Genomic DNA, 24,384 nt, shown 5'->3' on the forward strand with positions numbered 1-24,384 from the left:
GCCGACCGGTGCCCCTGCCGAGCGACGTCCGACCGCCTCGGCCCGCCTCACCCACACCCCCGAGATAGCTCGGGTTGTGGGTGAGTTCGCTGTGGTAACAAGTAAATCCGTGTGGCCACGGTAGGTCGGAGGCTGCCAGTGTGGATGCCGAGCGAAGCGGGAGACGGGCGTGCACCCAGCGCAAGAGGCAGCGTCGCCGAGGCCGGCGTCGGGCTCGGGTCGGGACGCCGACGACCCGCAGGAGTGGGACGTCATCGTCGTCGGCTCCGGCTTCGGCGGCTCGGTCGCGGCGCTGCGCCTGGTGGAGAAGGGCTACCGCGTGGCCGTGCTCGAAGCCGGCCGCCGGTTCGGTGACAGCGACTTTCCGCGCACCTCCTGGGACCTGCGGCGCTACGTCTTCGCGCCCGCCCTGGGCCTGCAGGGCATCCAGCGATTCAGCCTGCTGCGCGACGTCATCGTGCTCGCCGGAGCCGGCGTCGGCGGCGGTTCCCTCGTCTACGGCAACACCCTCTACCGGCCGCACGGGCGCGCCTTCTACGACGACCCGCAATGGGGCCACATCACCGACTGGGCCGGCGAACTGGCACCCCACTACGACACGGCCGCCACCATGCTCGGCGTCACCATCAACCCGGCCCGCACCCCCATCGACACCGTGCTGGAGACGGTGGCCGAGGAGATGGGGGTCGGCCCCACCTTCGCGCCGTCGCAGGTCGGTGTGTTCTTCGGGGTGGACGGCGGGCTGCCGGGGGTCACTGTGCCCGATCCCTTCTTCGGCGGTGCCGGGCCACCGCGCGCCGGTTGCCTGCAGTGCGGGGCCTGCATGACCGGCTGCCGGTACAACGCCAAGAACACGCTGGACAAGAACTACCTCTACCTGGCCGAACAGGGCGGCGCCGTCGTGTTCGAGCGCACCCTCGTCCGTCGGCTGCGCCAGCTGCCACGTTCGGGCGGCGGGTGGGAGGTGTTCGTGACGGCGACCACCGCCGACCCCCTGCGCCGCCGACGCTCGGGCCGGACGCTGCGCGCGCGGCACGTGGTGCTCGCCGCCGGGACCTGGGGCACCCAGCAACTGCTGCATCAGGGCGTCGCCGATCGGGCGCTGCCGCACCTGTCGCCGCGCTTGGGCGAGCTGACCCGCACCAACTCCGAGGCGATCTGCGGTGCGACCCGCCGACTGCGCAGCCACGACGAGCGTGACTTTCGGCAGGGGGTGGCGATCACCTCCTCGATGTACCCGGACGCCAATACGCACGTCGAGGCGTGCCGCTACGGCCGCGGCGCCCAGTCGATCGCGCTGCTGAGCACGGTGATGATCGACGGTGCCGCCCCGCACCGTCGGTGGCTGGCGTGGCTGCGGGCGGTCGGAGCCGCCCCCCTGCAACTCGTCAGCAACTTCCTCGGCCCGCGCTCGTGGTCCCAGCGCTCGATCATCACGCTCGTCATGCAGACCGTGGACAACTCCATCACGATCCGGGCGCGGCGCCGCTGGTTCGCCCACGGGGTCACACTGACCTCGACCGCGCCCCGCGGCGCGCCGAGTCCCCGTTGGCTGCCGGTGGCCAACGACGTCTCCCGACGCATCGCCGCCCTCATCGACGGGCATCCGCGCAGCAGCGTCGCCGACATCTTCGACGTGCCGATGACGGCTCACTTCCTCGGCGGCGCCGTGATCGGCGAGACCCCGCAGACCGGCGTCATCGACCCCTATCACCGGGTGCACGGGTATCCCAGCCTGCACGTCGTCGACGGAGCGGCCATCTCCGCCAACCTTGGTGTCAACCCGTCGTTGACCATCGCCGCGCAGGCCGAACGGGCCTTCTCCCTCTGGCCCAACCTCGGGCAGGCCGACCCGCGCCCAGCCCCGGGTCAGCCGTACCGACGGATGCCGGCCGTGCCCGCGTTGCGGCCGGCCGTCATCCGATTCGGTCCGCAACCGAGCGTCCCCCGGGTGGATCTCGATCAGCCGGCGGCGCCGGCCGCGGACGTCCAGCGCCCCGAGCAGCGGGGATGGGCGAGCGGGATCACGGCGTGGCGGCCTAGGCTCGTGCCATGGCTCGCTACCTCGACGTCCACCCGATCAACCCGCAGGAGCGGCTGATGCGCCAGTCGGCCGAGATGCTGGCTGACGGCGGCCTCATCGCCTATCCGACCGACTCGGGCTACGCCTTGGGCTGCGCGCTGGGCAATGCGCAGGGGCGCGAACGGATCATCTCGATCCGGCGGCTCGACGACCGTCATCACTTCACGCTCATGTGTGCGGACTTTGCGCAGATGGGCCAGTACGTCGACATGTCGAATGCGACCTTCCGGGCGCTGAAGGCCGCGACGCCGGGCGCCTACACGTTCATCCTGCGGGCCACGCCGGAGGTGCCGCGCAAGCTGGCGCACGCCAAGAAGCACACCGTCGGCGTGCGGATCAGCCCCGATGTGCTCGTGCAGAGCTTGCTGCGCGAAGTCGGCGAGCCGATCCTGTCCTCCACCCTCATCCTGCCCGGTGAGGACGACCCCATGACCGACGGCTGGCTGGTCAAGGAGGAGCTCGACCACGTCGTCGACGCCGTCATCGACACCGGCGAGTGCGGCCGAGAGCCGACCACGGTGGTCGATCTGTCGTCCGGGGAGGCTGAGGTCGTGCGCGTCGGCGCCGGCGACCCGAGCCCGTTCGAGGCCTAGCCCGGCTTCGAGCAGTTCTGCGGGCCACCGGCCCGCTCGGCCGGCCGCGGTGGCTCGTTCGGCACAGTCGGGAGCGGACGCGAGAGTAGGTCCGGCACCTCCAGCAGCGCCTGCGCGGCCTCACGGCTCAGCTCCGGCATCTCATCGACGGGCCACCAGCGGGCCTGGGCGATCTCGGCGGTGTCGCGCACCTGCGGCTCCCCGCTGGCCGCCACGAGAAAGAGGTGGTCCAGATGCATGGCCCACGGCTGGCGATAGGTGCGTAGGTGATTGGCCGGGCCGATGGCTGGCGTCAGGCCGGTCTCCTCGGCGAGCTCGTGGGCGGCCGTCGCCACGATCGTCCTGCCGTAACTGACGTAGCCCGCCGGGAAGCCCCACTGCTGCCCGCCCGTGCGCTTGCGCACCAGCAGCACCCATGGCACGGGGCCGTGCTGGTCGTCGCGGGCCACGACCATGGCGCTGGCGGTGAACTTCGGCATGAGCGCGTAGGCGGCGGTGCGTGCCAGGCGGTGCCACCCGGCACGTGCCAGAGCCTTCACGTCTTCCATCGAGACCCCCTGTTTCTCGGGTGGAGCGATCGTGTGTCGAACGCCACACGCTACCTCGCGAAATCGCGCTTCGGGGCAACAGCACTGCGTGGTGGACACCGGGCGGGCCCCGGGTGGACACCGGGCGGACCGGGCCCGCAGGGTTGCCTGCACCCGCGCCGATACGCTATTCAGCATGGTTTCACCGGTCGACGCCGTTACCCCCCTCATCACGCAGGCCATCGAGGCGACGCTCGGTGCCGAGTTCGCGGGGGCCGACCCGGTGCTACGCCCCAGTCAGTACGCGGACGTGCAGGTCAACGCCGCTTTGGCGCTCGCCAAGCGGGCCAAGCGCCCGCCGCGGGAGGTTGCCACCGCGATCGTCGCGGCCCTCGACCTGAGCGAGCAGTGCTCGGCCGTGGAGGTCAGCGGGCCCGGCTTCATCAACCTCACGTTCCGCGACTCGTGGCTGGCCCGCCTCCTGGCCCAGCAGGCCGCCGACGAGCGGCTCGGCGTACCCACCCAGCCCCGACAGATCGTGCCGATCGACTACTCCGCGCCCAATGTCGCCAAGGAGATGCATGTCGGGCACCTGCGCACGACGGTCGTCGGCGACGCTCTGGCCCGCACCCTGGAGTTTCTGGGGCACGACGTCATCCGGCAGAACCACATCGGCGACTGGGGCACCCCCTTCGGCATGCTCATCGAGCACCTGCTGGAGGTCGGCGAGGACTCGCCGCAGGCCGCGCTCCTGGAGACCGACCCCAACGCCTTCTACCAAGGCGCCCGCACGAAGTTCGACGGCGACCCCGAGTTCGCCACCCGGGCCCGAGCCCGCGTCGTCGCGCTGCAGAGCGGCGACCCGGCCACGCTGGAGCGCTGGCAGCGACTCATCGGCCTGTCCACCGCCTACTTCAACCGCATCTACACCGCCCTCGACGTCACCCTCACCGACGCCGACCTCGCGGGCGAATCGACGTACAACGACGAGCTCGCCGCCATCTGCGACGAGCTCGAAGAACGGGGCCTGGCTCAGATCAGCGACGGCGCCCTCTGCGTCTTCCTGCCCGGGTACACCGGCCGCGAGGGCAAGCCGTTGCCGCTCATCGTGCGCAAGTCCGACGGGGGCTACGGCTACGGCACCACCGACCTGGCCACCGTGCGACACCGCGTCCGCGACCTGCACGCCGACCGCATCCTCTACGTCATCGGCGCCCCGCAGGCGCTGCACCTGCGCATGGTGTGGGAGACGGCCCGCCTGGCGGGGTGGCTGCCGGACGACGTCGAGATCGTGCACGTGCAGATCGGCAACGTGCTGGGGGAGGACCGCAAGATCCTGCGGACCCGCTCCGGTGCGCCGCTGCGACTCATGGCGCTCATCGAGGAGGCGATCGCCAAGGCCGGCGCGCATCTGGACGCGGCCCGGCCCGACCTGGCGCCGGCCGAGCGCGACCTCATCGCCGCCCAGGTCGGTGTCGGCGCCATCAAGTACGCCGACCTGTCCGTCGCGCACGACAGCGAATACGTCTTCGACCTCGACCGCATGCTCTCGCTCACCGGCAACACCGGCCCCTACCTGCAGTACGCGGCGACGCGGGTGCGCTCGATCTTCCGCTCGATCGAGGCCGACCCCGCCGATCCGGCGTTCGCCCAGGCCGCCATCGATCTGGCCGAACCGGGCGAACGAGCCTTGGCGGCACACCTGCTGGACTTCGGCACGGTCGTGGCCGCCGTCGGCGACGAGCTGGAGCCGCACCGCCTGTGCACCTACCTGTTCGAGCTGGCGCAGGCCTTCAGCGCGTTCTACGAGAACTGCCCGGTGCTCAAGGCCGACGAGCCCACCCGCACCTCCCGGCTCGCGCTGTGTGCGCTGACGCTGCGGGTCATGGAGCGGGGGCTGAACCTCGTCGGCATCCGGTCCCCGCAGCAGATGTAGGCACCCGGTGCCCTGCCGCCCAGGGCCCTGGGCTCTCGGAGTTCGCGTATCGGACGCCGGTGCCTAGTCCGGCGCATCGGGTCGGTCACGGCTTGCTGCTCCCGCGCCACCCACCGCGCTCTGCCCGCTAGCCTCACGTCCAGTCGGCGCCGTCGGCGGCGCCTGTGACCTTGGCAGACAGGAGGCACCCGTGAACATTCTCTGGGGCCTGGTGGGCATGCTCGGCCTGCTTGCGATAGCCGTTCTCTTCTCGACCAACCGCCGCGCCATCAAACCCCGGATCGTCGTCGCGGCGCTCGCGTTGCAGGTCGGCTTCGGCGTGCTGGTGTTGTTCGTACCGCCCGGCCGGGCCGCGCTGGCCGCGGCCGCGGGCGCGGTGCAGGCGGTCATCGACTCCTCGCGCGCCGGCATCGGCTTCCTCTTCGGGCCGTTGATCCCAGAGAACGGCGTGATCTTTGCGTTCCAGGTGCTGCCGGTCATCGTGTTCTTCGCGTCGCTGATGTCGGTGCTCTATCACCTGGGCTGGCTGCAGAAGGTCGTGCAGGTGATCGGCGGGGCTTTGTCGTGGCTCATCGGCACCGAGCGCATCGTGTCGGTCAACGCCGCGGCCAACATCTTTGTCGGTCAGACCGAGGCGCCGCTGGTCATCCGCCCCTACATCAAGGGCCTGTCCCGCTCCGGGCTGTTCGCCGTCATGGTCGGTGGTCTGTCGACCGTCGCCGGGTCGGTGCTCGTCGGCTACAGCCTGCTCGGCGCGAGCCTCGACTACCTCATCGCCGCCGCCTTCATGGCGGCCCCCGGAGCGCTGCTCATGGCCAGCATCATGGTGCCCGAGGACGGCACGATGAACTGCGACAAGCCGGAGGGCAAGAAGGGCTGGTTCGGTCGCGGCTCCAAGAGCTCGCAGGCGCAGGCCGAGGCGGAGGCCGGGACTGCCGCCGCCGGATCGCGCGGCGCGACGACCGCCGTTCGTGACGAAGAGGCTGACGCCGTCGCCGACTCAGACCCCGAGGCCAACCCCGAGGCCAAGTCTCCGGAGGAGACGACCGAGGAAGAGCTCGACGCGGTGAAGCACCGCAACCTCATCGACGCGGCCGCTGCGGGCGCCTCCGACGGCATGATGCTGGCCCTGAACATCGGCGCGATGCTGCTGGCGTTCATCTCCCTCATCGCCCTGCTCAACCTGCTGCTCGGCGGGGTCGCGGGCTGGTTCGGCTACGGCGACCTGACGTTCGAGACGATCCTGGGCTACCTGTTCGCGCCGATCATGGCGATGATCGGCGTGCCCTGGGGCGAGGCCGTCAGCGCCGGCACCTTCGTCGGCCAGAAGATCGTGCTCAACGAGTTCGTCGCGTTCAGCCAGTTCGGTCCGGTCGTCGACACGTTCACGCCGAAGACCGCCGCGATCATCACGTTCGCCCTCACCGGCTTCGCCAACCTCGGCTCCCTCGGCATCCTGCTCGGCGGACTCGGCGGCCTGGCGCCCACCCGGCGCAGCGACATCGCCGCCCTCGGTATGCGCGCCGTGCTCGCCGGCACGCTGGCGAACCTGATGAGCGCCGCCATCGCCGGCATGCTCACGTAGCCACTGCGTGTAAGGCCGGCTCGAGGCGGGTACGGCTAGTGCATGCCTACTGACAGCAGTGATGCCCGGAAGGAATCCCCGCACACCACCGACATCCCTGACCCGCACGGGGAGCCGGCGTTCGGCGCGCAGCCGCAGCCCGAGGGCAAGGCCGTCGCCACCAGCAACGATCGCCGCGACGACCCAATTACCGGTCAGCCGCTCTACACCGACGACTCACCCGACGTCAGCAGCGGCGGGGACGTCAACCGACACCCCGGCGACAAGGGGATCCAGGAGGAGACCAAGGCGCGCGCCGTCGGTCAGCCCTCCAGCACCCCCCGCCGGGAGAAGCCGCTGCGCGAGTTCTGAGGGCAGCCCGTTCCAGCGGTGGCGCTCAGTCTTCGGTGATCGTCACGCTCTCGATGGTGTGCACCTTCGTCGGCTGACCCGAGTCCGAGCCGTCGGCCTCGATCTTCTGCACGACATCCATGCCGGAGGTGACCTTGCCGAACAGGCTGTACTGCGGCGGCAGGCCGACACCCGCGTCGCCGGTGACGATGAAGAACTGGCTGCCGTTGGTGTTCGGTCCCGCGTTGGCCATCGCCAGCGAGCCGACCTGGTACTCGCCCGCCTGCGGCAACTCGTCCTCGAACGTGTAGCCCGGGCCGCCCATGCCGGTGCCCTCGGGGTCGCCGCCCTGGATCATGAACCCGGGGATGACGCGGTGGAAGGTGACGCCGTTGTAGTAGTTCATCCGCGAGAGCACGACGAAGTTGTTGACCGTGTTGGGGGCCTTGTCGGCCAGCAGCTCGATGCGCACATCGCCGGCGTCGGTCTTGACGTCCGCGGTGTACGTGCGCTCCGGGTCGATGCACAGCTGCGGCGCGGCGTCGAAGCTCGTCGTGCGGTCCGTAGGGCTGCCCGCCTGCGGGCAGCTGTCGAGACCGCCGGACGCGGGCTGGGTGCCGGTGGCGGTGACCTCCGGCGCCGAGCCGGGGTTGGTCGTGGATCCCCCTGAGCCGCAAGCGGAAAGCGTCAGGACGGCGGCAGTGGCGAGCAGCGTGAAACGGCGCATTTGCCCACGGTAACCGGCCGCGGCGACCGCACGGCAATCCGGCGATCGCGGCGAGCCGCCCGCGCGAGGGGCCTATGCAACCCCCCTGGCGCGCCCACCTGGCAAGACGATGCGTCCATCCTGTGGCGGTTCTGGCGGTCTTGTCGGTTACGGTGAGCGGGTATCCATCACGACCGGCGGAGGGACAGGCCCGTAGATGCCGGGGCAGCCGCCCACGGGGTAACCCGCGGGGTTTGGTGCCAAGTCCTGCGGTTGCGTGGCGACACCCGACCGGAAGATGGAGCGTCGCGGGCGATTCGCCGCGACGTCGCCGTCTCCGCGTTCGGTGCCGAAACCGCCCGTCAGGTCGGCGGCGCTCGGCTGTTGCACCGAGACGAAGGGCGCGGCCATGAGCGACATCTCCCGACTCACCCAGGCGATCCGTGCGGGCATCGAGTCCGACCCGCAGCACGGCGCGGTGGTGCCGCCCCTGTTCATGTCGACGAACTACGCCTTCGACGGCTTCGACAACAAGCGCACCTTCGACTACTCCCGCAGCGGCAACCCGACTCGTGCGCTGCTCGGTGATGCCCTGGCCACCTTGGAAGGCGGCGCCGGGGCGATCATCACCGCCACCGGGACCGGCGCGATGACCTGCGTCGTCACCGTGCTGCTCGACCCCGGCGACCTGCTGCTCTTTCCGCACGACTGCTACGGCGGCAGCTGGCGACTCTTCGAGTCGCTCGCGGCCAAGAAGCACTTCGACACCGCGACGACCGACTTCACCGACCCGGTCGCCGCCGCGCAGGCCATCCGCACGCTGCGCCCCAAGGTCGTCTGGCTGGAGACCCCCTCCAACCCACTGCTGCGCATCACCGACATCGCCGCCGTCGCGGCCGTCGCCAAGGAGGTCGGCGCGACCGTCGTCGCCGACAACACCTTCATGACCCCGTTGTGGCAGCGTCCCATCGAGCTCGGCGCCGACATCGTCGTGCACTCCACGACGAAGTACATCAACGGGCACAGCGACGTCGTCGGCGGCGCGATCATCTCCGCCACGCAGGAGCAGCAGGAGGAGATGGACTTCTGGTCCAACGTGCTCGGCCTGACCGGCGGCGCGTTCGACGCTTACCAGACGCTGCGCGGCCTGCGCACGATCCACACCCGGCTGCGGGCCCACGAAGAGAACGGTGCCGCCGTCGCGCAGCTTTTCGTCTCCCACCCGGCCGTCGCCGCCACCTACTACCCGGGGCTGCCCGATCACCCGCAGCACGAGCTGGCCAAGCGACAGCAGAGCGGCGGGTTCGGCGGCATGGTCAGCGCCGACCTCGTCGGCGGCATCCCCGCCGTGACCGCCTTCGTCGACGGGCTGCGCTGCTTCAGCCTTGCCGAATCCCTGGGCGGCACCGAGTCGCTCGTCGACCACCCGCCGACCATGACCCACCTGGCCATGACCCCGGAGGCGCTCGCCGAGGCCGGTATCGGCGACGGGCTGCTGCGCTTCTCCGTGGGCATCGAGCACGTCGACGACCTCCTCGCCGACCTGCGCGCCGCGCTCGACCGCGCCGCCGCCGCGAGCTGAGGCGGGCCTCCGTCAGGCGTTCTGTTTCACGGGGGCGTCAGCGGGTGGCCGCGCTCGGCGTAGACCTGGGCGAGGATGTCGAGGCGGTCGGTGACGATGCCGTCGGCGCCCAGGTCGAGCAGGCGGTGCATCTGCGCGGCGTCGTTGATCGTCCACACGTGCACCTGCCGACCGATGGCATGCGCGGCCCGCACGAATCGGGGGGTGACGACCTCGACGTCGCGGCCGAACAGTCGATGATGGTTCGGCACCTGAAAGGCCAGGCCAGGCGTGTGCACGACCCGGCTGACACGCTCCGGCAGGAAGCGTAGGGCGGCGACCCCCAGCGGACCGGCGCTCGTCGCGACCCCCTGGCCGCGCGCCAGCCACCGGAACCGCCACAGGTTTCGGGCCGAGAACGACCCGATGCACACTCGCCGGGTCGCGCCGAGCTCGCGCAGCAGCGCCAGGGTGACCGCCGGGGCGTCCGCCGCCTTGAGGTCGATGTTGACCCGGGCGTGCGGCAGGTCGGTCAGGAGCTGGCGAAGCGTCGGGATGGGCTCGCGGCCACCGATCCGAGCGCGCTCGACCTGCTCCCACGGCAGGTCAGCGATCCGGCCGGCGCTGTCGGTGACCCGGTCGAGCTCGTCGTCATGGAACGCCACGACGACTCCGTCGCTGGTGACATGCACGTCGGTCTCCAGGTAGCGGAAGCCGAGCCGGACCGCCGCGGCGAACGCGACGAGCGTGTTCTCCAGAGCCAGCCCCGCCTCGTCGACCGCGCCCCCGCGGTGCGCCAACCCCACCGGCGGCTCCTCGAAGTACGGATGATCCCCAGCCTGCATGCCCGCGCCCTCCTGCCTGGTCACGTCTACCTGATCACGCCTGCAGCCCTCAGTGAACCAGCCGGAGCTCTGGGGCGCGGCCCGCTCGGGGGTGCAGACAGGGGCTCGCACTTTGTTGTGGTGGTGAACTAATGACGTGCCTCGAAATCGCCATTGGGTGCGACCTTCTGACCTGCGGATTTTTCGCCAAGGATTTGTGTGCGATGTGGGGCACGTCATTAGTTCGCCACAAACCCAAATACTGCGGGGTGCCGAGGGGTGGCGGGCCCTCGCCTCGCCCTGGCTGCGTCGGGTCGGCGCGCGTGGCAGGCTGCGCAGGGTGGAGACGACGACGAACTTCATCGGCGGGCAGCCGGTCGCGGCGGCGCAGACGTACGACAACATCGATCCGGCGACCGGGCAATCGCTGGGGGGTGTGTCGCGCTCGGGCGAGGCCGAGGTCGACGCCGCGGTGCAGTCGGCCGCGGCGGCGCAACCGGACTGGGCCGCCACGCTGCCCGAGCATCGCTCCCGCCTGCTGCACGCCATCGCCGACCTCGTCGACCGCGACCGCGAGTCGCTGGCGCGCGCCGAGAGCGAGGACACCGGCAAGCCGCTGAGCCAGGCCCGTACCGACGCGGTGGTCTGCGCCCGGTACTTCCGCTTCTACGGCTCGGCGATCGACACCTACTACGGGCTGCAGATTCCTCTGGCCCCAGATCAACTCGTCTACACCCGCAAGGAGCCGTTCGGGGTCATCGGCTCGATCGTCGCCTGGAACTACCCGCTGCAGCTCATGTCCCGTGCGGTGGCCGGCGCGATCGGCACGGGCAATGCGATCGTCCTCAAGCCCGCCGACGAGACCCCGCGCACCGCGGTGGCCCTGGCGCGACTGGCGATCGAGGCGGGCGTGCCGGCGGGCATCTTCAACGTCGTCACCGGCCTGGGCGCCGAGGCGGGCGCGGCCCTGACCGCGCACCCGGGCGTCGGCCACCTCAGCTTCGTCGGCTCGACGGAGGTGGGATCGCTCGTCGCGCACGCGGCCGCCGACCGGGTCGTGCCGACCGTGCTGGAGTTGGGCGGCAAATCGGCGCAGGTCGTCTTCGCCGACGCCGACCTCGAGACGGCCGCGGGCTTCATCGTCAAGGGCATCTTGCAGAACGCCGGGCAGACCTGCTCGGCCGGGTCGCGCCTGCTGGTGCACGCCGACGTGCGCGAACAGTTGCTGGAGGTCGTCGCCCAGCGCCTGGCGCAGACGCGCATCGGCCGCGGCCTCGATGACCCGGACCTCGGCCCGCTGGTGTCGAGCAAGCAACAGGGCAGGGTCTTGGGGTTCCTCTCCGACCTGGGCGGTGGCGAGGTGCGCACCGGCGGCGGGGTGCCCGACGACGGGGCCCTGGCCGGCGGGGCGTACGTCGAGCCGACCCTCATCGACGGCGTCGACCCGGACTCCCGCATCGCCCGCGAGGAGGTCTTCGGCCCGGTGATCGTCGCGATGCCGTTCACCGAGGAGGACGAGGCGGTCGCCATCGCCAACGGCACCGACTACGGCCTGCTCGCCTCTGTGTGGACCCGCGACCTGTCCCGGGCGCACCGCATGGCAGCCCGCCTGCAAGCCGGCCAGGTGTACGTCAACACCTACGGCGCCGGCGGCGGAGTAGAGCTACCCTTCGGCGGCGTCAAGAAATCCGGCTACGGTCGGGAGAAGGGCGTCGAGGCCCTCGACGCGTTCACGCAGACCAAGACCGTGGTGGTGAAGTTGTGAACCAGCGACAGAGCAGTGAGCGTCAACTCGTTGCGGTGATCGGCCGGGGCGTTGTGCCGACCGACGAGCCGTTCATCTACGCCGATGACCTGGGCCTGACGCGGGGGGACGGGTGTTTCGATGCGACCGTCGTGTTCGCCTCGACCGCCCGTGGCGGGGCCTCGGACTCCTCGGACTCCGCCGACGGGCCGGGCGCGCAGGGCACCCATGAACGGGAAGTGCTGCACCTGGACCGACATATCGACCGGCTGGGGCGGTCCGCATCGGCGCTGCAGCTCAACGGGCCGGAGCCGCGGGAGTGGGCCGACCTCGTGGCGGCCGCCCTGGCCTCCCGGCACGCCCCGACGGTGGAGTCGATGCTCAAGCTCGTGCTCGAACGCGGGCGAGAAGACCACGACGGGGGACCGGTCGGCTACCTGACCGTCACCCCGCTGCCCGACTCCTCGTTCGCCGAGCGCCGCGGCATCGCGGTCGCCAGCATGAGCGGTGGGCGCACGGCCGACGCGTTCGCCGACGCCCCGTGGCTGCTCGGCGGGGTCAAGACGATCGCCTACGCCACCAACCTGGCCGCCAAACGTGAGGCGCAGAGCCGCGGGGCCGCCGACGCCCTGTTCGTCTCGACCGACGGCTACGCCCTCGAGGCGCCCACCGCTGCACTCATCGTGCGCCTCGGCGACGAGTTGGTCACCACACCGACCGGCCCCACCGGGGTGCTCGCCTCCATCACCGCGGCCACCCTGTTCGAGGCCGCGCAGGCCGAAGGGTTGACGTGCACCCACCGGCTCATGCGGATGGAGGAGGTTCATGACAGCGACGGAGCCTGGCTCGTCTCCTCAGTGCGCGGCATCGCCCCCGTGCAACGCCTCGACGACCGCGAGGTGGCTTTCGACGACGCCTGGCACCAGCGCATCACCGCCCTCGCCGGCTTCCCCCCGCCGTGACGCCGCGGGTCAGCCGCCGGTGCCGGCCGGGGCGGGCGAGGCGATGTCCGTCGGCGACGGCGCGGGCGACATCGTGCGCCGCGCCTCGGCGATCTGCTCGGGGGAGTAGACGAGTTTGTCCATCCACTTCTTGTACGCTTCCGCGGCCCTGGGATTGAGGCTCAACGCGCACTTGCAGTAGTCCTCGGTCTCATCGAAGTACGTCTCGAACGCCATGATGTCGGCGTTGCGCTCCATCCACTCGTAGACGTAGTCGATGTACTTCGGGTTGTCCCCGCCGGAGTTTTCACTACCGCGGATGACGCCCCACTCGGGGACCGCGAACTTCTTGCCCCGCTCCCGCGCGAAGTTGGCCCAGAAGTCCCACCCCTGGTGCTTGGTGCGGTGCTCTTCCCAGCCCTTCTCGTCGTACGGCGGGTGCCAGTCGTAGGCGTCGATGCCGACGATGTCGACGTACTCGTCACCGGGCCAGGCCATGGTGGCGTCCGGCAGGGTGTCGCCCTTGCCCTCGTTGGGGTTGAACACGATTCGCAGGTCGTTCCCGCCCCGCTTGAGGTTCACCGAGGCTCGGCGGAACGCCTCCTTGAACTGCTCCACGTTGTCCGGATTGGCCGACCAATCCCAGTTGTGGATGTTCATCTCCCAACCCGGGCGCACGTACGACGTGGGGTGGTCTTTGGCGATCATCTGGCCGAGCCGGCGCCATTGCGCGTCGTAGTCGCCCCGGGCGGCGGCCGCCATCGACCCGTTCTTGGGGAACATCGGCACCGCGACATTGAGGGGGCCCTCGAAACCTTCGGGGAGTTCGGTGAGCCACCAGTCGCTGAAGATCGCGCTCCAGCTGTCGCGGGTCGGCGAGACCGCGACGACATCCAGATCGCGTCCACGCAATGCGGCGAAGTCGCCGCCCTGGCTCGGCTTGTGGCTGAACGACCCCGAATCCCAGATCATGCCGCTGGGCCGGTCTACATACGGAAGGTCGGCCGGGCGCGTCGGCGTGGGCGTGGCGGTCGGAGTGGTCGGTTCCGGCTCCGGCGGTTCGGTCGTGCACGCGGCCGCGCCGAAAAGCAGCGCCGCGGCTAGAGCGGCCGCGCCGAGCGCGCGAAATCGTCTGGTAGGCATGCCTGCCATTGGTCTGTACTCCACCCCTGGTTCGGTCCTGGCAGGGCCCCCCTGCGCAACTCCGCCGGGTCCGCCCACTTGTCGGGCGGGCACTCTACGACGTCGTGGCACGGCCCCCGAGAAGGTCACTCTACCCAGGTGCTAGCACAGTGTGTGACAACCGTCCAGGAGGCTGGCCGCGCCCGCCGGGTGCGCGCGGCCCGTTTCGTTGTCCACATGGGGGGTGTGTCGAGGTGGTCGATCCACAGGCGGCGCAACGCGGTTCGGCGCGCGCAGGTCGGGCCGTTCTAGCGTTCCGGGCACCAGGGCGCTGCCGGTCATTGCCGGTGCGCCACCCGTTCAGATTCGTGGAGAAGCCGTGTCCGCACCCGCCGTCGCATCCCGCTGCGTCCCGCCGCCCGCCGACGGGACACGCGGTCGTCACCGCCATAGCGGCCCGGGCGCGCCGCACCTGCTGCGCCTCCCGCAGCTCCTCGCCGCGGGATCGCGCCTGGCCCGCCTCGGTGCCCTGGTGGTGCTGTCCGTCGTGGTGGCCGCGTTCAGCGTCGGCGGCGTCGGCCCGGTCCGTGGTGAAGAGCTGACCCGGCCCGCGACCGGCGCAATCGACAACAGTGTCCAGCGAGCATCCGGATTGGCCTGGCACTCGGGGGTTTTCAGCCATGATTCGGCGCGCACGGTGGAGTTCGAGCGGGCGCGTGGGCGCCGCGTCGACGTCTTGGCGGTCTTCCCCACCCGCGACTCCTGGGAGGCGATGCTGCAGGACTGGTGGATGAGCCCGAGCGCCGTGCCGGCGGGGTTTACGGGGACGTTGGCGGTCGGAGTGCCGCTCTTCCCCGACGACGGGTCGATGGAGCGCACCGCCTCCGGCGCCGACGCCGCCCGCTGGGAGGAGCTGGGCCGACTCATCGCCTCCCGCTACCCGGATGCGTGGGTGCGACCCGGGTGGGAGATGAACATCCCGAACTGGCCGTGGGCGGCGACCCCGGAGAACGTCGAGACGTACAAGCAGGCGTTCCGGGCGGCGGTGGAGGGGCTGCGTCGCGGCGGCCCGCAGTTGCGGATGGTGTTCAACCCCAACGAGGGGCGCGGCGCTTCCCTGCCCGACGCGCGGCTGGCGTATCCGGGCGACGACGTGGTGGATGTCGTCGGCATCGACGCCTACGACTGGTACCCCGCGTACCGCGACGGCGGCTGGGAGGAGCATCGCACCAAGGACCAAGGCTGGGACTTCTGGGCGAACTTCGCCCGGGAGCGCGGCAAACAGTTCGCGCTGCCCGAATGGGGCGTCATGACCGGCAGCTCCGCCTCCGGCGGCGACAACCCCGAGTACATCGAGCAGGTGCTCGCGTGGCTGGGCGCCAACGCCGACATCATGGCGTTCGACGCCTACTTCGAGGAGACGCAGGATTACTGCCGCTGCGCCCTGAGCCAGAATCCCCGCGCGCAGGCCGCCTACACCCAGGCGTTGAGCACCCACGCTGCCTCGGCCGTACCCGCCGGGCCTGCCCGCCCTCCCGTCGGCGCTCACGTCGGCCCTGCGCCGAATGCCGTGCGCACCCCGGCCTCGCAAACCCCGGGGCCAGTCCCTTCGCAAACGGTGGACGGGCCGGCCCCTGCCGCGTCTGTCCCGGCCGCGTCTGTCCCGGCGACGGATGGCCGGCCGGGTGCGCCCGCTGCCGAGCCGCAGTCGCGTCGGCCGGGGCGCGGGGTGTTCGGGCGTCCGGCGACGCCGCGGGAGTTCAGCGGCGGTTGACCTCGTCGCGCCACTCCAGCCAGGCCGGCAGGGCGCTCAGGTCGAAGTCGGGGCCGCCGGTGCCCATGGTGAACAGCGTGGCGCCGAGGGCGCGCAGCGGCTCACCCTCCTCCTGCGGAGCGGCCGGCGCTCGGCCCTCCCGTCCGCGACCGCCGACCCCCACGGAGATCTCGATGTCGCTGCGGTCACGACCCACCGCCTCGCAGTGCCCGTCGAGCACGTCGATCTTGTGCGCGAGCTCGTCGCCCTGGGAGAACGTGTGCCAGATGTCGGCGTGCCGCGCGACCAGCCGCAGGGTCTTGCGCTCCCCACCGCCGCCGATGAGGACCGGCAGGGCGCCGGCGGGGGGCGGGTCGAGAGCCGCGAGCCGCGACTCGATGAGCGGTAGCGCCTCGCCCAGGGCGTCCAGGCGCCTTCCGGCCGTGCCGAACTCGTAGCCGTACTCGTCGTAGTCCCGCTCGAACCAGCCCGACCCGATACCCAGAATCAGCCGGCCGCCGCTGATCTGGTCGACGGTGCGGGCCATGTCGGCCAGCAGCTGCGGGTTGCGGTAGCTGTTGCACGTGACGAGGGCGCCGATCTGCACCCGGTGGGTCTGCTCGGCCCAGGCGGCGAGCATCGTCCAGCACTCGTAGTGCTTCCCGTCGGGCTCTCCGTAGAGCGGAAAGAAGTGGTCCCAGTTGAACAGGACGTCGGCGCCGGCCTCCTCGACCCGCGCCACCGCCTCCCGGAGCTGGGCGTACTCGCAGTGCTGCGGGTGCAGCTGCACCCCGATCCGCACCGGACGGGCCGGTTTGGCTGGGGAGGTGGGCTGAGCTGCGCTGACGGTCATGCTCGGCAACGTAGCAAGCCGCACATCACTCCACCTGCTCGGCCTTGCGGGCGCGGTAGGCGGCGGCCGCCACCCGGTTGCCGCAGGTCGTGCTGCAGAACCGGCGGGAGCCGTTGCGGGAGAGGTCCACCAACACGCCCGCGCAGCCGGGCGCCTCGCAGCGCCGCAATCGTTGGGTCTGGTCGGCCCGCAGCACGTCGACGAGGGCCATGGCGCTCTCCAGCGCGATGCGGGTCGCCAAAGGCTGGTCGTCGTCGGTGGCGTGCAGGTGCCACCCGAAGTGGTCGTGCCGCACGACGTGGGGCAGCGCTTGGGACTCCCGCAGCAGCGCATTGACGTGGGCCACCAGACCCTCTTCGTCGGTATTGAACAGTTGCCGGAGGCGCACGCGCAGCTCCCGCAGCTCGGCGAGCTCCGCAGCGTCGCGGTCGATGCGGCCCGTGTAGGTGAACTGGGCGAGGAAGGCCTCCAGCTCCGCGATGGTGGTCAGCGTGTCCGGCTCGCCCGCGGTGTTGACCAGCGCTGTCATCGCGGCCAGCGCATCCTCGGTGTCATGAGTGAAAAGCATGTTGACCCCTGACCATAGCTTGACCTATCGTCATCAGTGTAAATGGTGTTCAGTCATGACGCCCCGTGGCGTTGCTGTGCTCAGGAGGTGTGCGGTGTCCGTCCGCGTCTCGGTTCCTCGCGTCGGTCGTCGTCTCGCCTCGTCGCCCGGGATGCCCAGGCGCGCGCACCCGTTCGCTGGGCCCGCGGCGGGGGCTACGCTGCGCGGTCTGGCGTGGGCGCTGCTCTCCTGCATCGCCTTCGGCCTCTCGGGCACCCTGGCCAAGGGCCTCATGGCCACGGGCTGGTCGCCGCTGACGACCGTCAGCGTGCGCGTGGGTGGCGCCGCGCTGCTCATGGGGTTGCCCGCGCTGTGGTTCATGCGGCACCGCCTCGGGGTCTTGCGCCGCCACGCGGGGCTCATCGTCGGCTACGGAGTCATCGCGGTCGCCTCCACGCAGCTGTGCTACTTCCTGGCCGTCCAGACCCTGCCGGTCGCGGTCGCCCTCCTCATCGAGTACCTCGCGCCGATCATCATCGTCGGCTGGTTGTGGGCGCGGCACGGGCAGCGCCCCGGTCCGCTCACCGTGCTCGGCGCCGTCCTCGCGATGACCGGCCTCGCCCTCGTTCTGGGGATCACCGGTGCCGTGCCCGTCGACCTCGTCGGGATCGGCTGGGCCCTCGGTGCCGCGGTCAGCCTCGCCGGCTACTTCCTGCTCGCGGCCAAGCCTGCCCCCGACCTGCCGCCGCTGGTGCTCGTCGGTGTCGGCATGGGCGTCGGGACGCTGACCCTGCTGACCATCGCGGCCCTGCGTGTGCTGCCCTGGCAGTGGTCGAGCGCGCCGGTGCCGATGGGGCCCTGGGTCGTCTCGCCGCTGGTGCCGTTGACGCTGCTCGTGCTGGTCACCGCCGTGGTGGCCTACACCGCCGGTCTGTTCGCCGCGCGATCCCTCGGCTCGCGGGTCGCCTCCTTCGTCTCGCTGGTCGAGGTGCTCGCCGCGGTGCTCTTCGCTTGGCTCTTCCTCGCCGAGGTGCCCGGCGCGACGCAGGCGCTCGGCGGCGTCGCGATCCTGCTCGGTGCCATCGCCGTCAAGGTCGCCGAGACCCGCTCCGCCTGAGCTGGTCCGACGCGCCGGCGAGCCCGGCGGCCGGTCGGCCGGTTCAGGGGGTCGGCTGGGTGCCGCCGGCGCGGTCGAGGTTGGTGCCGGTCAGCTCGACGGCCTGCCGCAGCAACCGCTGATTGGCGCTGCTGGAGGGGCCGGTGACCGACGCCGCGACGACAGCGTGGGTGCGGCGGGCGAGCACGTAGTCGAAGGAGTACCGCAGCCCGTCGGTGTTGTAGGTCACCGAGTAGCCAGCGGTGTTGGCGTTCGAATCGTCGTGCTCGGTGACAGTCATCGTCACGGTGCGGATACCGGCACGGGTTCGCATCGGCTCCGTGCAGGCCTCCGTCATGGCCCGGACCGCGGCCGGGCGGTCCGGCGGTGCGTCGAAGGTCTCGACGGTCACCGTCAAGTCCCGGTCGGCGTTGGCCCCCTGGGTCGGATTGCGATACACCGACCGGGCGAACCGAGCGGGCTCGGGCGTGACCAGCGCTTCCTCCAGGGCCAGGAGGGCGGTGCGGCACGCCGGGTCTTCGGCGGAGGCGTCTGTCAACGCGTCGTCCCACGAGGCCTCCGCAGGGCGTTGCGTCGTCGTACCGACCAGCTGCCACTCCCGGCCCAACTCGCCGGCCGTCGGCAAGGCGGAGCCCACCTGCTTCTCCGAAAGACCCCCCGGACTGAGCGTGCAGGCGCTCAACAGCAGGATCGACCCGAACGACAGACAGCGGCGGAGCATCGCGGACTTTCCTCGTCGACGGCACAGGGGCCACGCCAGGGTAGTGCAGTCCGCGTGTGGGTCGTTTCGCGCGCAGTCGGCGGCGCCTGAGCCCCCGGAGGGCCGTTCGGTGACGTTGCGGTCGTCAGGAGACGACGACGATCTCCACCTCGGCCAGGCTGGGCACTCGGCGCCGCATCTGGCTCAGCGACTGCGCGGCGGCGTGACCGCCGAGCAGCAGCACCGAGCGCCCCTGCGGATTGGCGCGGGCCACCAGGGCCAGTTTGAACAGGTCCTGCACCACGAGGTCGAGCTGTGCCCGGTCGAGCGTGTCGCGGTAGGCGTGCGCCTCGACGAACAGCGTGCGGGCGGCATCGACGCCGTCGACGTGCACGGCTGACCCTTCGGAGACCGGCACGCTCGCCGGTGCCAGGTGACCGTGCCCGACCGCCTCCGCATACCGCATGAGCAGTTCGATCTCGACACGCCGCAACGCCGCCAGGCCGTTGGGCCGGCCGCGCAGCAGTCCCGATCCGGCAGCAGGTCCGCTCGCGCGGTTGCCGGCCAGGGAGTTTCCGGCCGTGGTGTCGTCGGCCTGCGTCGTCTGCTGCGGCGCCGTGGGCAGGTCGGAGCCGAAGGGTCGAGGCAGCGCAGACATGGGTAACTCCTGAGCGTTCTGAGCCGTCGTCGAGACGGTCGGTCGGGGCCGCAGCCGGTGAGCCAGGCCACGTCGGGTTTCGGGGTGTCGTTCGGGATCTAGTGCGGGACGGTCGCGAGCGGCGTGCTGCTGCGTTGCGGCACGTTGCCGCCCGCCCGCGCACCGCCGGCTCGTTGAGACCCCATCGACCTGGCGTGTGCAAACTGCAGGACAACGGCCCGACGAGCCGCAGGGAGTGCGTCACGCACCTGGGGGTCGTAGCCGGTGCGGGCGGGGTTTCGGGCCGGATGGCGCGGGCCCGCGGTTGCTGGCGGGGTTGACCGGCGGAGACTGATCAGGTGAGGTCGGTGGCCGGAAGCCAGGGGCGCGGGCGCGGCATCCGCGAGGCGGCGAACAGGCCGAAGCTCTGGCGGTCCAACATCCGCAGGGCGGCGAACTCGACGCAGCGACGAGCGGCGCGCACCCGGGCTGCCTCCGCCTCGTCGACCGGGCGGATGGCGTGCAGGTCCTCGCGCAGCGCCTCCAGGCCGATCGCGATCCGAGGGCGCACCGCCGGGCGCAGCCGCGTCGCCGGCTCCAGCGTGGCGAGGTGATGGCTCAGGCTGCCCGGGTTACTGCGGCCCAGGGCGGTCCCCACGAAGGCCTCGGGGCCGGCGAAGCCGTCGAGACGGTCGAAGATCGCGGCCCCGGCGAGGCCGGCGCGCTCGGGAGGGGTTCCGTCGAGCAGCAGGACGGCTGCCGCCTGCGCCGCCGGGGGAGAAATGCCGAGCACCGCCACCATCATGTCGGCGACCGCGTCCTGGGGTCCCACGGCATCGACGAGGCCGCGCGGCGAAAAGCTCAGCCGGCTCGCACCGGCCAGTAGGCGACGGGACTGCCGGTGCCCCCGGTACATCCGGGTCACGGTCGTCACCGGCAGGTGGGGGGCCAGGTAGCCGGCGGCGTCGAGAAAGAGCGCCAGCGGGTCGGCGGACCAGTCCAGACCGTCCGCCGCGCCGCCGGTGGGTGCGCAGGCGCTCAGCCGCGGGGGTGCGGTCGATGTCATGACTTCCAGCAGCGCCATCGCCGCATCGGCGGGCCCGAGCTGCCCGGAGGCCTCGTGCATCGTGTCGCGCAACCACTCGACGAGACGCACGCCGCGCAACGCCTCCGGCGGGTCCGGCTGGTGCCGGTGGTCCGCCGGGGTGGCCTGCTCTACCTGAGCCACCTGCTCTACCTGAGCACCCTGCTCTACCTGAGCAACCTGCTCAACCGGAGCCACGTGCTCGACCGGAGCGGGCGCCTCCACAGGGCGGGCTGCCTCGGCCGACGGGTTCGGGTGGGTGGCGGCCTGCGCAGTGACGGTCGCGCGCAATTCATCGAGGGCCGCGAGTTTGCGCAGGGTGATCGACGGGGTCGCCAGATAGGCGTCGCGGACGAGTACGTAGAGGCGAGTGGCCCGGATGGCCGCACTGAGCTGCGGGCTCGACGCGAGCGGGTTTGTCGGCGTCATGGGGCTCCCTCGTCGTGCTGACCGGCCCCCATCGGCAGCACCGGTCGAAAACGTCGGTGCCGACGGCTGACCTCCCCATGCCACCGCCGTGTGAACTGGTGCGCCCGACGACGCCTCCGACTTCTCGTGGAGGTGCCGCCGCGACACTCAGGTGCGAGCCGCCGCAGCGGCTCCCCTCTCATAGTCGGCAGCGACCGGCGCCGACTCAATGGGCGGCAGGTCAAGGTTGGTTAAGAACTCCGCAAACTCTGCGGGCAACCCCCGCCGGCTGTGCGCCCCGTCACTGCGTGGCTGGGAGCGGGCGTCAAAAGACCCGCCGGTCGGGGCGTCGCCGTCAGCCGGCGAGCCGGAAAGTGATGTCGGCCGCAGCCGTGTCGGAGGCGGCTCGCCAGCCCGCACCGGCCCACAGCGACAGCCCCTCGACGTCGCCGAGCTGCCCGGCGCGGGCCCGCAGCGGCTTGGTCAGCTGGTCGACAGCGGGAAAGACGGCCGGTGCCAGGTCGTCGAAGGTGTCCATGAAGCGGTTGCGCAGGCCGCGGGCGGGGCGGCCGCTGAACGCGCGGGTGATGCCGGTGCCGCGGTCGCCGTCGCGCAGCGCCTGCCGGTACCACTGGTTGGTGCCGGCCTCGTCGGCGAGCAGATAGGCGGTGCCGGCCTGCACCGCGACCGCGCCCAGACCAAGGGCGCGGCGGGTGTCCCCGGGGGTGGTGACGCCGCCGGCGGCGATGAGGGGCACCTCGGCGCCGGCTAGCAACCGCAGGAGTTCGATGTGGTCGAGGCTGTTCGGCGTGCTGGCCACGTCGTGGGTGCCGCGGTGTCCGCCGGCCTCGAAGCCCTGCACGATGAGCGCGTCGGCCCCGGCCTGCTGCGCGGCGTCGGCTTCGGCCTCGCACGTCACCGTCACCGCCACGCAGGAGCCGACCTCGTGCAGGCGGTGCACGACCTGGGGGTCGGGCACCCCGAACGTGAACGACACGACCGCCACCGGGTCGTCGAGCAGCACCTCGATCTTCTCGTCCCAGTCGTCGGTGTCGTCCCAGCGCGGCTGCGGCAGCTCGACCCCGAGACGCATCGCCTCCGCGGACAGCAGGTCGATGTAGGCGTCGACCGCCGTGCGCTGCGCTCGCTGTCGGCCCGCGTCGCCCTCGACGTTCGGCACGAAGACGTTGACCCCGAACGGTGCGGCCGTCAACGCCCGCGTGGCTCGAACCTGGGCGGCGACCTCGGCGGCGCTACGGTAGCCGGCCGCCAGAAAGCCCAGGCCGCCCGCGGTGCTCACCGCGGCGGCCAGCTGCGGAGTCGACGGGCCGCCGGCCATCGGGGCGGCGACCACGGGCAGTGGGGTGAGCGGCCACGGCACGGTCGCAGAACCGAGGGAGGGTGACGGCATGCGCCCCACCCTGGCACCGGCTCCGCGGCGTTGCAAGGACGGCGGGGCCCGCGCGCACGCGACGTGCGGGGAGCGCACCTGCCCCCCTGGGGCATCCCGGGGTCGGGGGTCCCCTCGGGGTCACGGGTCGGGTTGCCGGCGGGACCGGGCGGTCTCTCGTGGTCGGCTCGTGGTCGGTTCAGGGTGGCACCGCATGGTCGCGCAAGCCGCCAGCGGGCAGGGTGGAAGGGAAGTCGCACACCGGCGACCCACCCGATCCAGTTCGATGCCGGCAGGTATCAGTCAGGCACGAGAAAGGCAGTCATGAACTCCATCCACGAGTCCCTCGCCCGTCGGGGCTACACCCGGTCGAGCTCCGAGCGCGTCATCGGTGGCGTGTGCGGCGGCCTCGCGACGAAGTGGGGCATCAACGCCTGGGCGTTGCGGTGCCTCGTCGTTCTCCTGATGTTCGTGCTGCCCGGCAGTCCGATCCTGCTGTACCCCGCCGCGTGGATCGTGATGCCGGACGACACCTTCACCCCCAACTCGGGCCCGATCACCGGCTCCGGCCCGCAGGACCGACTCACCCACTGATCGATCCCGATCCGATCCCGGTCCAGCCACTGATCGGCGGCCCCCTGGCTCGACGCCGCAGCAGCCCTCCGGGGGATCCCCGGCCCGCGTAGCGGCAGACTGAACCCCATGCAGCACCCGATCCGCCTCCTCGTCCGCCCCGGCCACTCCCTGGCCGGGGCGGACGCGTGTGCCGGGGAGCTGTTCTGAGCCCCGCCGACGGCGCCGCCCAGGGGGCGAGCAGCGGCCCGGAGCCGGAGTCCAGACTCCTCGGCTGGGCGGTGCTCGCGCTGCTCGTGGCGCTTGCCTCCGGGGTGTTCGCCGCGACCGGTCTGCCGTCGCCGCTGCTGTTCGGTGCGGTGCTGGGCTCGATGCTCTACGCGGTGTTGCTGACCGGGCGCCGGCTCGGGTCGCGCCCCTTGCCGACACTCGCCATGCCGCCGTGGGGGTCCCCGCTCGGCCAGGCGATCATCGGCGTCTCGATCGGGGCGCTCATCGACCCCCGCACGGTGGGGGAGCTCGGCGGCTGGACCGGAGTCGCGATTGTCGGGGTCGGGGTGGCGACCCTCGCGGTGAGCATCGGCTCCGGGCTGTTGCTGGCCCGTGGGGGCGCGGTGTCGACGCCGACCGGGGTGTTCTCCATGATCGCCGGCGGCGCCTCGGGCATCACGGCGATCGCGCGCGAGCTCGGCGCGGACGACCGGGTGGTCTCGGTCGTGCAGTACGTGAGAGTGCTGGTGATCCTCGTGGGTATGCCGGTGGTCGCGGCCCTGGTCTTCCGCCCGCCGAGCACGGGCCAGGTGCTCGACCTCTCCGGAGAGGCGTCGTGGCCGGTGTCGCTGGTCTTCGTCGCCGTGTGTGGCGGGCTGGGCACGCTGCTCGGTCGCCGACTGCGGCTGCCGGCCGGCGCGCTGCTGGGTCCGTTGACGCTCGCGGTGCTCATCGGGGTGTTCGTCGCGCCGCGGTTGGGCTTCACCTTCGGGGTGCCGACGGCGGTGCAGGCGGTGGGCTACCTGCTGATCGGCGTGACCGTCGGCGTGCGGTTCACCGTTGCGGCGTTGCGCTCGATCGCCCGGATCCTGCCCGCGGCTCTCGCGCTCATCGTGGCGGCCATCGTCATCTGCGCCGGGTTCGGGCTGCTGCTGGCCCGTTGGACCGGGCACTCCGCCCTGGAGGGGTACCTGGCCACCACCCCCGGCGGGCTGTACGCGGTGCTCGCGATCGCCGTCGATTCCGGCGCCGACCTGACGTTCGTGCTCGCCGTGCAGGTCATCCGCCTGCTCATCATGCTCGCCGCCGCGCCGCTGCTGGCCTGGCTGCTGCGACCCCGCCTCTGAGGCCACCCCGATCGCGGGGCCGGTCAGGTGCGA

Annotated in this window: 22 protein-coding genes and 1 riboswitch; of the genes, 12 read left to right on the forward strand and 10 right to left on the reverse strand. The window is 71.5% G+C overall.

Annotated elements, in window-relative coordinates; genetic code table 11:
• The first annotated feature begins 169 nt into the window (after window positions 1–169).
• Together KILIM_RS05795 and KILIM_RS05800 are read left to right on the forward strand one after the other, a co-directional pair.
• Window positions 170–2,101: a GMC oxidoreductase gene (locus KILIM_RS05795; protein ID WP_006591708.1), complete on the forward strand. Its 1,932-nt coding sequence runs from the start codon at window positions 170–172 to the stop codon at window positions 2,099–2,101.
• A complete protein-coding gene (locus KILIM_RS05800) occupies window positions 2,053–2,676 on the forward strand; it encodes an L-threonylcarbamoyladenylate synthase (RefSeq protein ID WP_006591709.1) in 624 nt (207 codons plus the stop codon). Before KILIM_RS05795 ends, KILIM_RS05800 begins: the two co-directional genes overlap by 49 nt.
• Here the strand turns inward: KILIM_RS05800 and KILIM_RS05805 are convergent.
• Window positions 2,673–3,224: an NUDIX hydrolase gene (locus KILIM_RS05805; protein WP_006591710.1), complete on the reverse strand. Its 552-nt coding sequence runs from the start codon at window positions 3,222–3,224 to the stop codon at window positions 2,673–2,675. The two genes, KILIM_RS05800 and KILIM_RS05805, sit on opposite strands and share 4 nt — an antisense overlap.
• A gap of 175 nt (window positions 3,225–3,399) precedes the next feature.
• Between KILIM_RS05805 and argS the strand changes: the two genes are divergently transcribed.
• The 3 genes from argS to KILIM_RS05820 all read left to right on the forward strand — a co-directional run bounded on the left by argS (window position 3,400) and on the right by KILIM_RS05820 (window position 7,075).
• Window positions 3,400–5,139: an arginine--tRNA ligase gene (argS, locus tag KILIM_RS05810; RefSeq protein ID WP_006591711.1), complete on the forward strand. Its 1,740-nt coding sequence runs from the start codon at window positions 3,400–3,402 to the stop codon at window positions 5,137–5,139.
• A 190-nt stretch (window positions 5,140–5,329) separates the two neighbouring features.
• Complete coding sequence (locus KILIM_RS05815; RefSeq protein ID WP_006591712.1) at window positions 5,330–6,724, forward strand: NupC/NupG family nucleoside CNT transporter; 1,395 nt, start codon at window positions 5,330–5,332, stop codon at window positions 6,722–6,724.
• Window positions 6,725–6,766: 42 nt separating this feature from the next.
• Window positions 6,767–7,075, forward strand: a complete 309-nt coding sequence (locus KILIM_RS05820) for a hypothetical protein (protein ID WP_006591713.1) — start codon at window positions 6,767–6,769, stop codon at window positions 7,073–7,075.
• Window positions 7,076–7,100: 25 nt separating this feature from the next.
• On the opposite strand, the gene KILIM_RS05825 is transcribed toward KILIM_RS05820, so the two are convergent.
• Window positions 7,101–7,781, reverse strand: a complete 681-nt coding sequence (locus tag KILIM_RS05825; RefSeq protein WP_006591714.1) for a peptidylprolyl isomerase — start codon at window positions 7,779–7,781, stop codon at window positions 7,101–7,103.
• Window positions 7,782–7,942: 161 nt separating this feature from the next.
• Window positions 7,943–8,065: riboswitch (SAM riboswitch) on the forward strand.
• A gap of 104 nt (window positions 8,066–8,169) precedes the next feature.
• Between KILIM_RS05825 and metB the strand changes: the two genes are divergently transcribed.
• Window positions 8,170–9,342 carry a cystathionine gamma-synthase gene (gene metB, locus KILIM_RS05835; RefSeq protein ID WP_006591716.1) on the forward strand — a complete coding sequence of 391 codons (1,173 nt, stop codon included), beginning with the start codon at window positions 8,170–8,172 and terminating at the stop codon, window positions 9,340–9,342.
• Window positions 9,343–9,368: 26 nt separating this feature from the next.
• Here the strand turns inward: metB and KILIM_RS05840 are convergent, their stop codons facing one another.
• Window positions 9,369–10,190 carry a glycerophosphodiester phosphodiesterase family protein gene (locus KILIM_RS05840; RefSeq protein WP_255247612.1) on the reverse strand — a complete coding sequence of 274 codons (822 nt, stop codon included), beginning with the start codon at window positions 10,188–10,190 and terminating at the stop codon, window positions 9,369–9,371.
• Window positions 10,191–10,485: 295 nt separating this feature from the next.
• Between KILIM_RS05840 and KILIM_RS05845 the strand changes: the two genes are divergently transcribed.
• Window positions 10,486–11,910: an aldehyde dehydrogenase family protein gene (locus KILIM_RS05845; RefSeq protein ID WP_040562373.1), complete on the forward strand. Its 1,425-nt coding sequence runs from the start codon at window positions 10,486–10,488 to the stop codon at window positions 11,908–11,910.
• Complete coding sequence (locus tag KILIM_RS05850; protein WP_006591719.1) at window positions 11,907–12,851, forward strand: aminotransferase class IV; 945 nt, start codon at window positions 11,907–11,909, stop codon at window positions 12,849–12,851. The genes KILIM_RS05845 and KILIM_RS05850 overlap by 4 nt, the downstream gene beginning before the upstream one ends.
• A gap of 9 nt (window positions 12,852–12,860) precedes the next feature.
• Here the strand turns inward: KILIM_RS05850 and KILIM_RS05855 are convergent, their stop codons facing one another.
• Window positions 12,861–13,973 carry a glycoside hydrolase family 26 protein gene (locus KILIM_RS05855; RefSeq protein ID WP_157551497.1) on the reverse strand — a complete coding sequence of 371 codons (1,113 nt, stop codon included), beginning with the start codon at window positions 13,971–13,973 and terminating at the stop codon, window positions 12,861–12,863.
• A gap of 358 nt (window positions 13,974–14,331) precedes the next feature.
• On the opposite strand from KILIM_RS05855, the gene KILIM_RS22120 reads away from it, so the two are divergent.
• Window positions 14,332–15,726, forward strand: coding sequence for a glycosyl hydrolase (locus KILIM_RS22120; protein WP_006591721.1), 1,395 nt, complete (start codon window positions 14,332–14,334; stop codon window positions 15,724–15,726).
• Here the strand turns inward: KILIM_RS22120 and KILIM_RS05865 are convergent.
• Together KILIM_RS05865 and KILIM_RS05870 are read right to left on the reverse strand one after the other, a co-directional pair.
• Window positions 15,713–16,558 carry an LLM class F420-dependent oxidoreductase gene (locus KILIM_RS05865; RefSeq protein WP_051988655.1) on the reverse strand — a complete coding sequence of 282 codons (846 nt, stop codon included), beginning with the start codon at window positions 16,556–16,558 and terminating at the stop codon, window positions 15,713–15,715. The genes KILIM_RS22120 and KILIM_RS05865 overlap by 14 nt on opposite strands.
• Before the next feature lie 25 nt (window positions 16,559–16,583).
• A complete protein-coding gene (locus tag KILIM_RS05870; RefSeq protein WP_006591723.1) occupies window positions 16,584–17,126 on the reverse strand; it encodes a CGNR zinc finger domain-containing protein in 543 nt (180 codons plus the stop codon).
• A gap of 151 nt (window positions 17,127–17,277) precedes the next feature.
• Here KILIM_RS05870 and KILIM_RS05875 point away from each other — a divergent pair, with 151 nt between their 5' ends.
• The gene (locus KILIM_RS05875) at window positions 17,278–18,222 is read left to right on the forward strand and encodes an EamA family transporter (RefSeq protein ID WP_040562375.1); all 945 of its coding nucleotides are present in this window, start codon (window positions 17,278–17,280) and stop codon (window positions 18,220–18,222) included.
• A gap of 43 nt (window positions 18,223–18,265) precedes the next feature.
• Here the strand turns inward: KILIM_RS05875 and KILIM_RS05880 are convergent, their stop codons facing one another.
• The 4 genes from KILIM_RS05880 to KILIM_RS05895 all read right to left on the reverse strand — a co-directional run bounded on the left by KILIM_RS05880 (window position 18,266) and on the right by KILIM_RS05895 (window position 22,462).
• Window positions 18,266–18,943, reverse strand: a complete 678-nt coding sequence (locus tag KILIM_RS05880) for a sensor domain-containing protein (protein ID WP_006591725.1) — start codon at window positions 18,941–18,943, stop codon at window positions 18,266–18,268.
• A 124-nt stretch (window positions 18,944–19,067) separates the two neighbouring features.
• Window positions 19,068–19,580 carry a hypothetical protein gene (locus tag KILIM_RS05885; RefSeq protein WP_006591726.1) on the reverse strand — a complete coding sequence of 171 codons (513 nt, stop codon included), beginning with the start codon at window positions 19,578–19,580 and terminating at the stop codon, window positions 19,068–19,070.
• Between the two features lie 334 nt (window positions 19,581–19,914).
• A complete protein-coding gene (locus KILIM_RS05890) occupies window positions 19,915–21,072 on the reverse strand; it encodes a hypothetical protein (protein WP_006591727.1) in 1,158 nt (385 codons plus the stop codon).
• A 334-nt stretch (window positions 21,073–21,406) separates the two neighbouring features.
• Entirely contained in the window at window positions 21,407–22,462 is a 1,056-nt protein-coding gene (locus KILIM_RS05895) for a nitronate monooxygenase (RefSeq protein ID WP_006591728.1), read from the reverse strand.
• A 303-nt stretch (window positions 22,463–22,765) separates the two neighbouring features.
• Between KILIM_RS05895 and KILIM_RS05900 the strand changes: the two genes are divergently transcribed.
• Window positions 22,766–23,035 carry a PspC domain-containing protein gene (locus KILIM_RS05900; protein WP_006591729.1) on the forward strand — a complete coding sequence of 90 codons (270 nt, stop codon included), beginning with the start codon at window positions 22,766–22,768 and terminating at the stop codon, window positions 23,033–23,035.
• 167 nt (window positions 23,036–23,202) lie between these two features.
• Window positions 23,203–24,351: an AbrB family transcriptional regulator gene (locus tag KILIM_RS05905; protein ID WP_006591730.1), complete on the forward strand. Its 1,149-nt coding sequence runs from the start codon at window positions 23,203–23,205 to the stop codon at window positions 24,349–24,351.
• Window positions 24,352–24,384: the final 33 nt, after the last annotated feature.

It is taken from the genome of Kineosphaera limosa NBRC 100340, from assembly GCF_000298215.1.
Taxonomy (GTDB): Bacteria; Actinomycetota; Actinomycetes; order Actinomycetales; family Dermatophilaceae; genus Kineosphaera; species Kineosphaera limosa.

What these genes read in the sequence shown, in the direction of transcription:
- KILIM_RS05800 (WP_006591709.1), top strand. Translation starts at nt 2,053, where the DNA reads ATGGCTCGCTACCTCGACGTCCACCCGATCAACCCGCAGGAGCGGCTG.
- KILIM_RS05805 (WP_006591710.1), bottom strand. Translation starts at nt 3,224, where the DNA reads ATGGAAGACGTGAAGGCTCTGGCACGTGCCGGGTGGCACCGCCTGGCA.
- argS (WP_006591711.1), top strand. Translation starts at nt 3,400, where the DNA reads ATGGTTTCACCGGTCGACGCCGTTACCCCCCTCATCACGCAGGCCATC.
- KILIM_RS05820 (WP_006591713.1), top strand. Translation starts at nt 6,767, where the DNA reads ATGCCTACTGACAGCAGTGATGCCCGGAAGGAATCCCCGCACACCACC.
- KILIM_RS05825 (WP_006591714.1), bottom strand. Translation starts at nt 7,781, where the DNA reads ATGCGCCGTTTCACGCTGCTCGCCACTGCCGCCGTCCTGACGCTTTCC.
- metB (WP_006591716.1), top strand. Translation starts at nt 8,170, where the DNA reads ATGAGCGACATCTCCCGACTCACCCAGGCGATCCGTGCGGGCATCGAG.
- KILIM_RS05855 (WP_157551497.1), bottom strand. Translation starts at nt 13,973, where the DNA reads ATGCCTACCAGACGATTTCGCGCGCTCGGCGCGGCCGCTCTAGCCGCG.
- KILIM_RS05865 (WP_051988655.1), bottom strand. Translation starts at nt 16,558, where the DNA reads ATGACCGTCAGCGCAGCTCAGCCCACCTCCCCAGCCAAACCGGCCCGT.
- KILIM_RS05870 (WP_006591723.1), bottom strand. Translation starts at nt 17,126, where the DNA reads ATGCTTTTCACTCATGACACCGAGGATGCGCTGGCCGCGATGACAGCG.
- KILIM_RS05875 (WP_040562375.1), top strand. Translation starts at nt 17,278, where the DNA reads ATGCCCAGGCGCGCGCACCCGTTCGCTGGGCCCGCGGCGGGGGCTACG.
- KILIM_RS05880 (WP_006591725.1), bottom strand. Translation starts at nt 18,943, where the DNA reads ATGCTCCGCCGCTGTCTGTCGTTCGGGTCGATCCTGCTGTTGAGCGCC.
- KILIM_RS05885 (WP_006591726.1), bottom strand. Translation starts at nt 19,580, where the DNA reads ATGTCTGCGCTGCCTCGACCCTTCGGCTCCGACCTGCCCACGGCGCCG.
- KILIM_RS05890 (WP_006591727.1), bottom strand. Translation starts at nt 21,072, where the DNA reads ATGACGCCGACAAACCCGCTCGCGTCGAGCCCGCAGCTCAGTGCGGCC.
- KILIM_RS05895 (WP_006591728.1), bottom strand. Translation starts at nt 22,462, where the DNA reads ATGCCGTCACCCTCCCTCGGTTCTGCGACCGTGCCGTGGCCGCTCACC.
- KILIM_RS05900 (WP_006591729.1), top strand. Translation starts at nt 22,766, where the DNA reads ATGAACTCCATCCACGAGTCCCTCGCCCGTCGGGGCTACACCCGGTCG.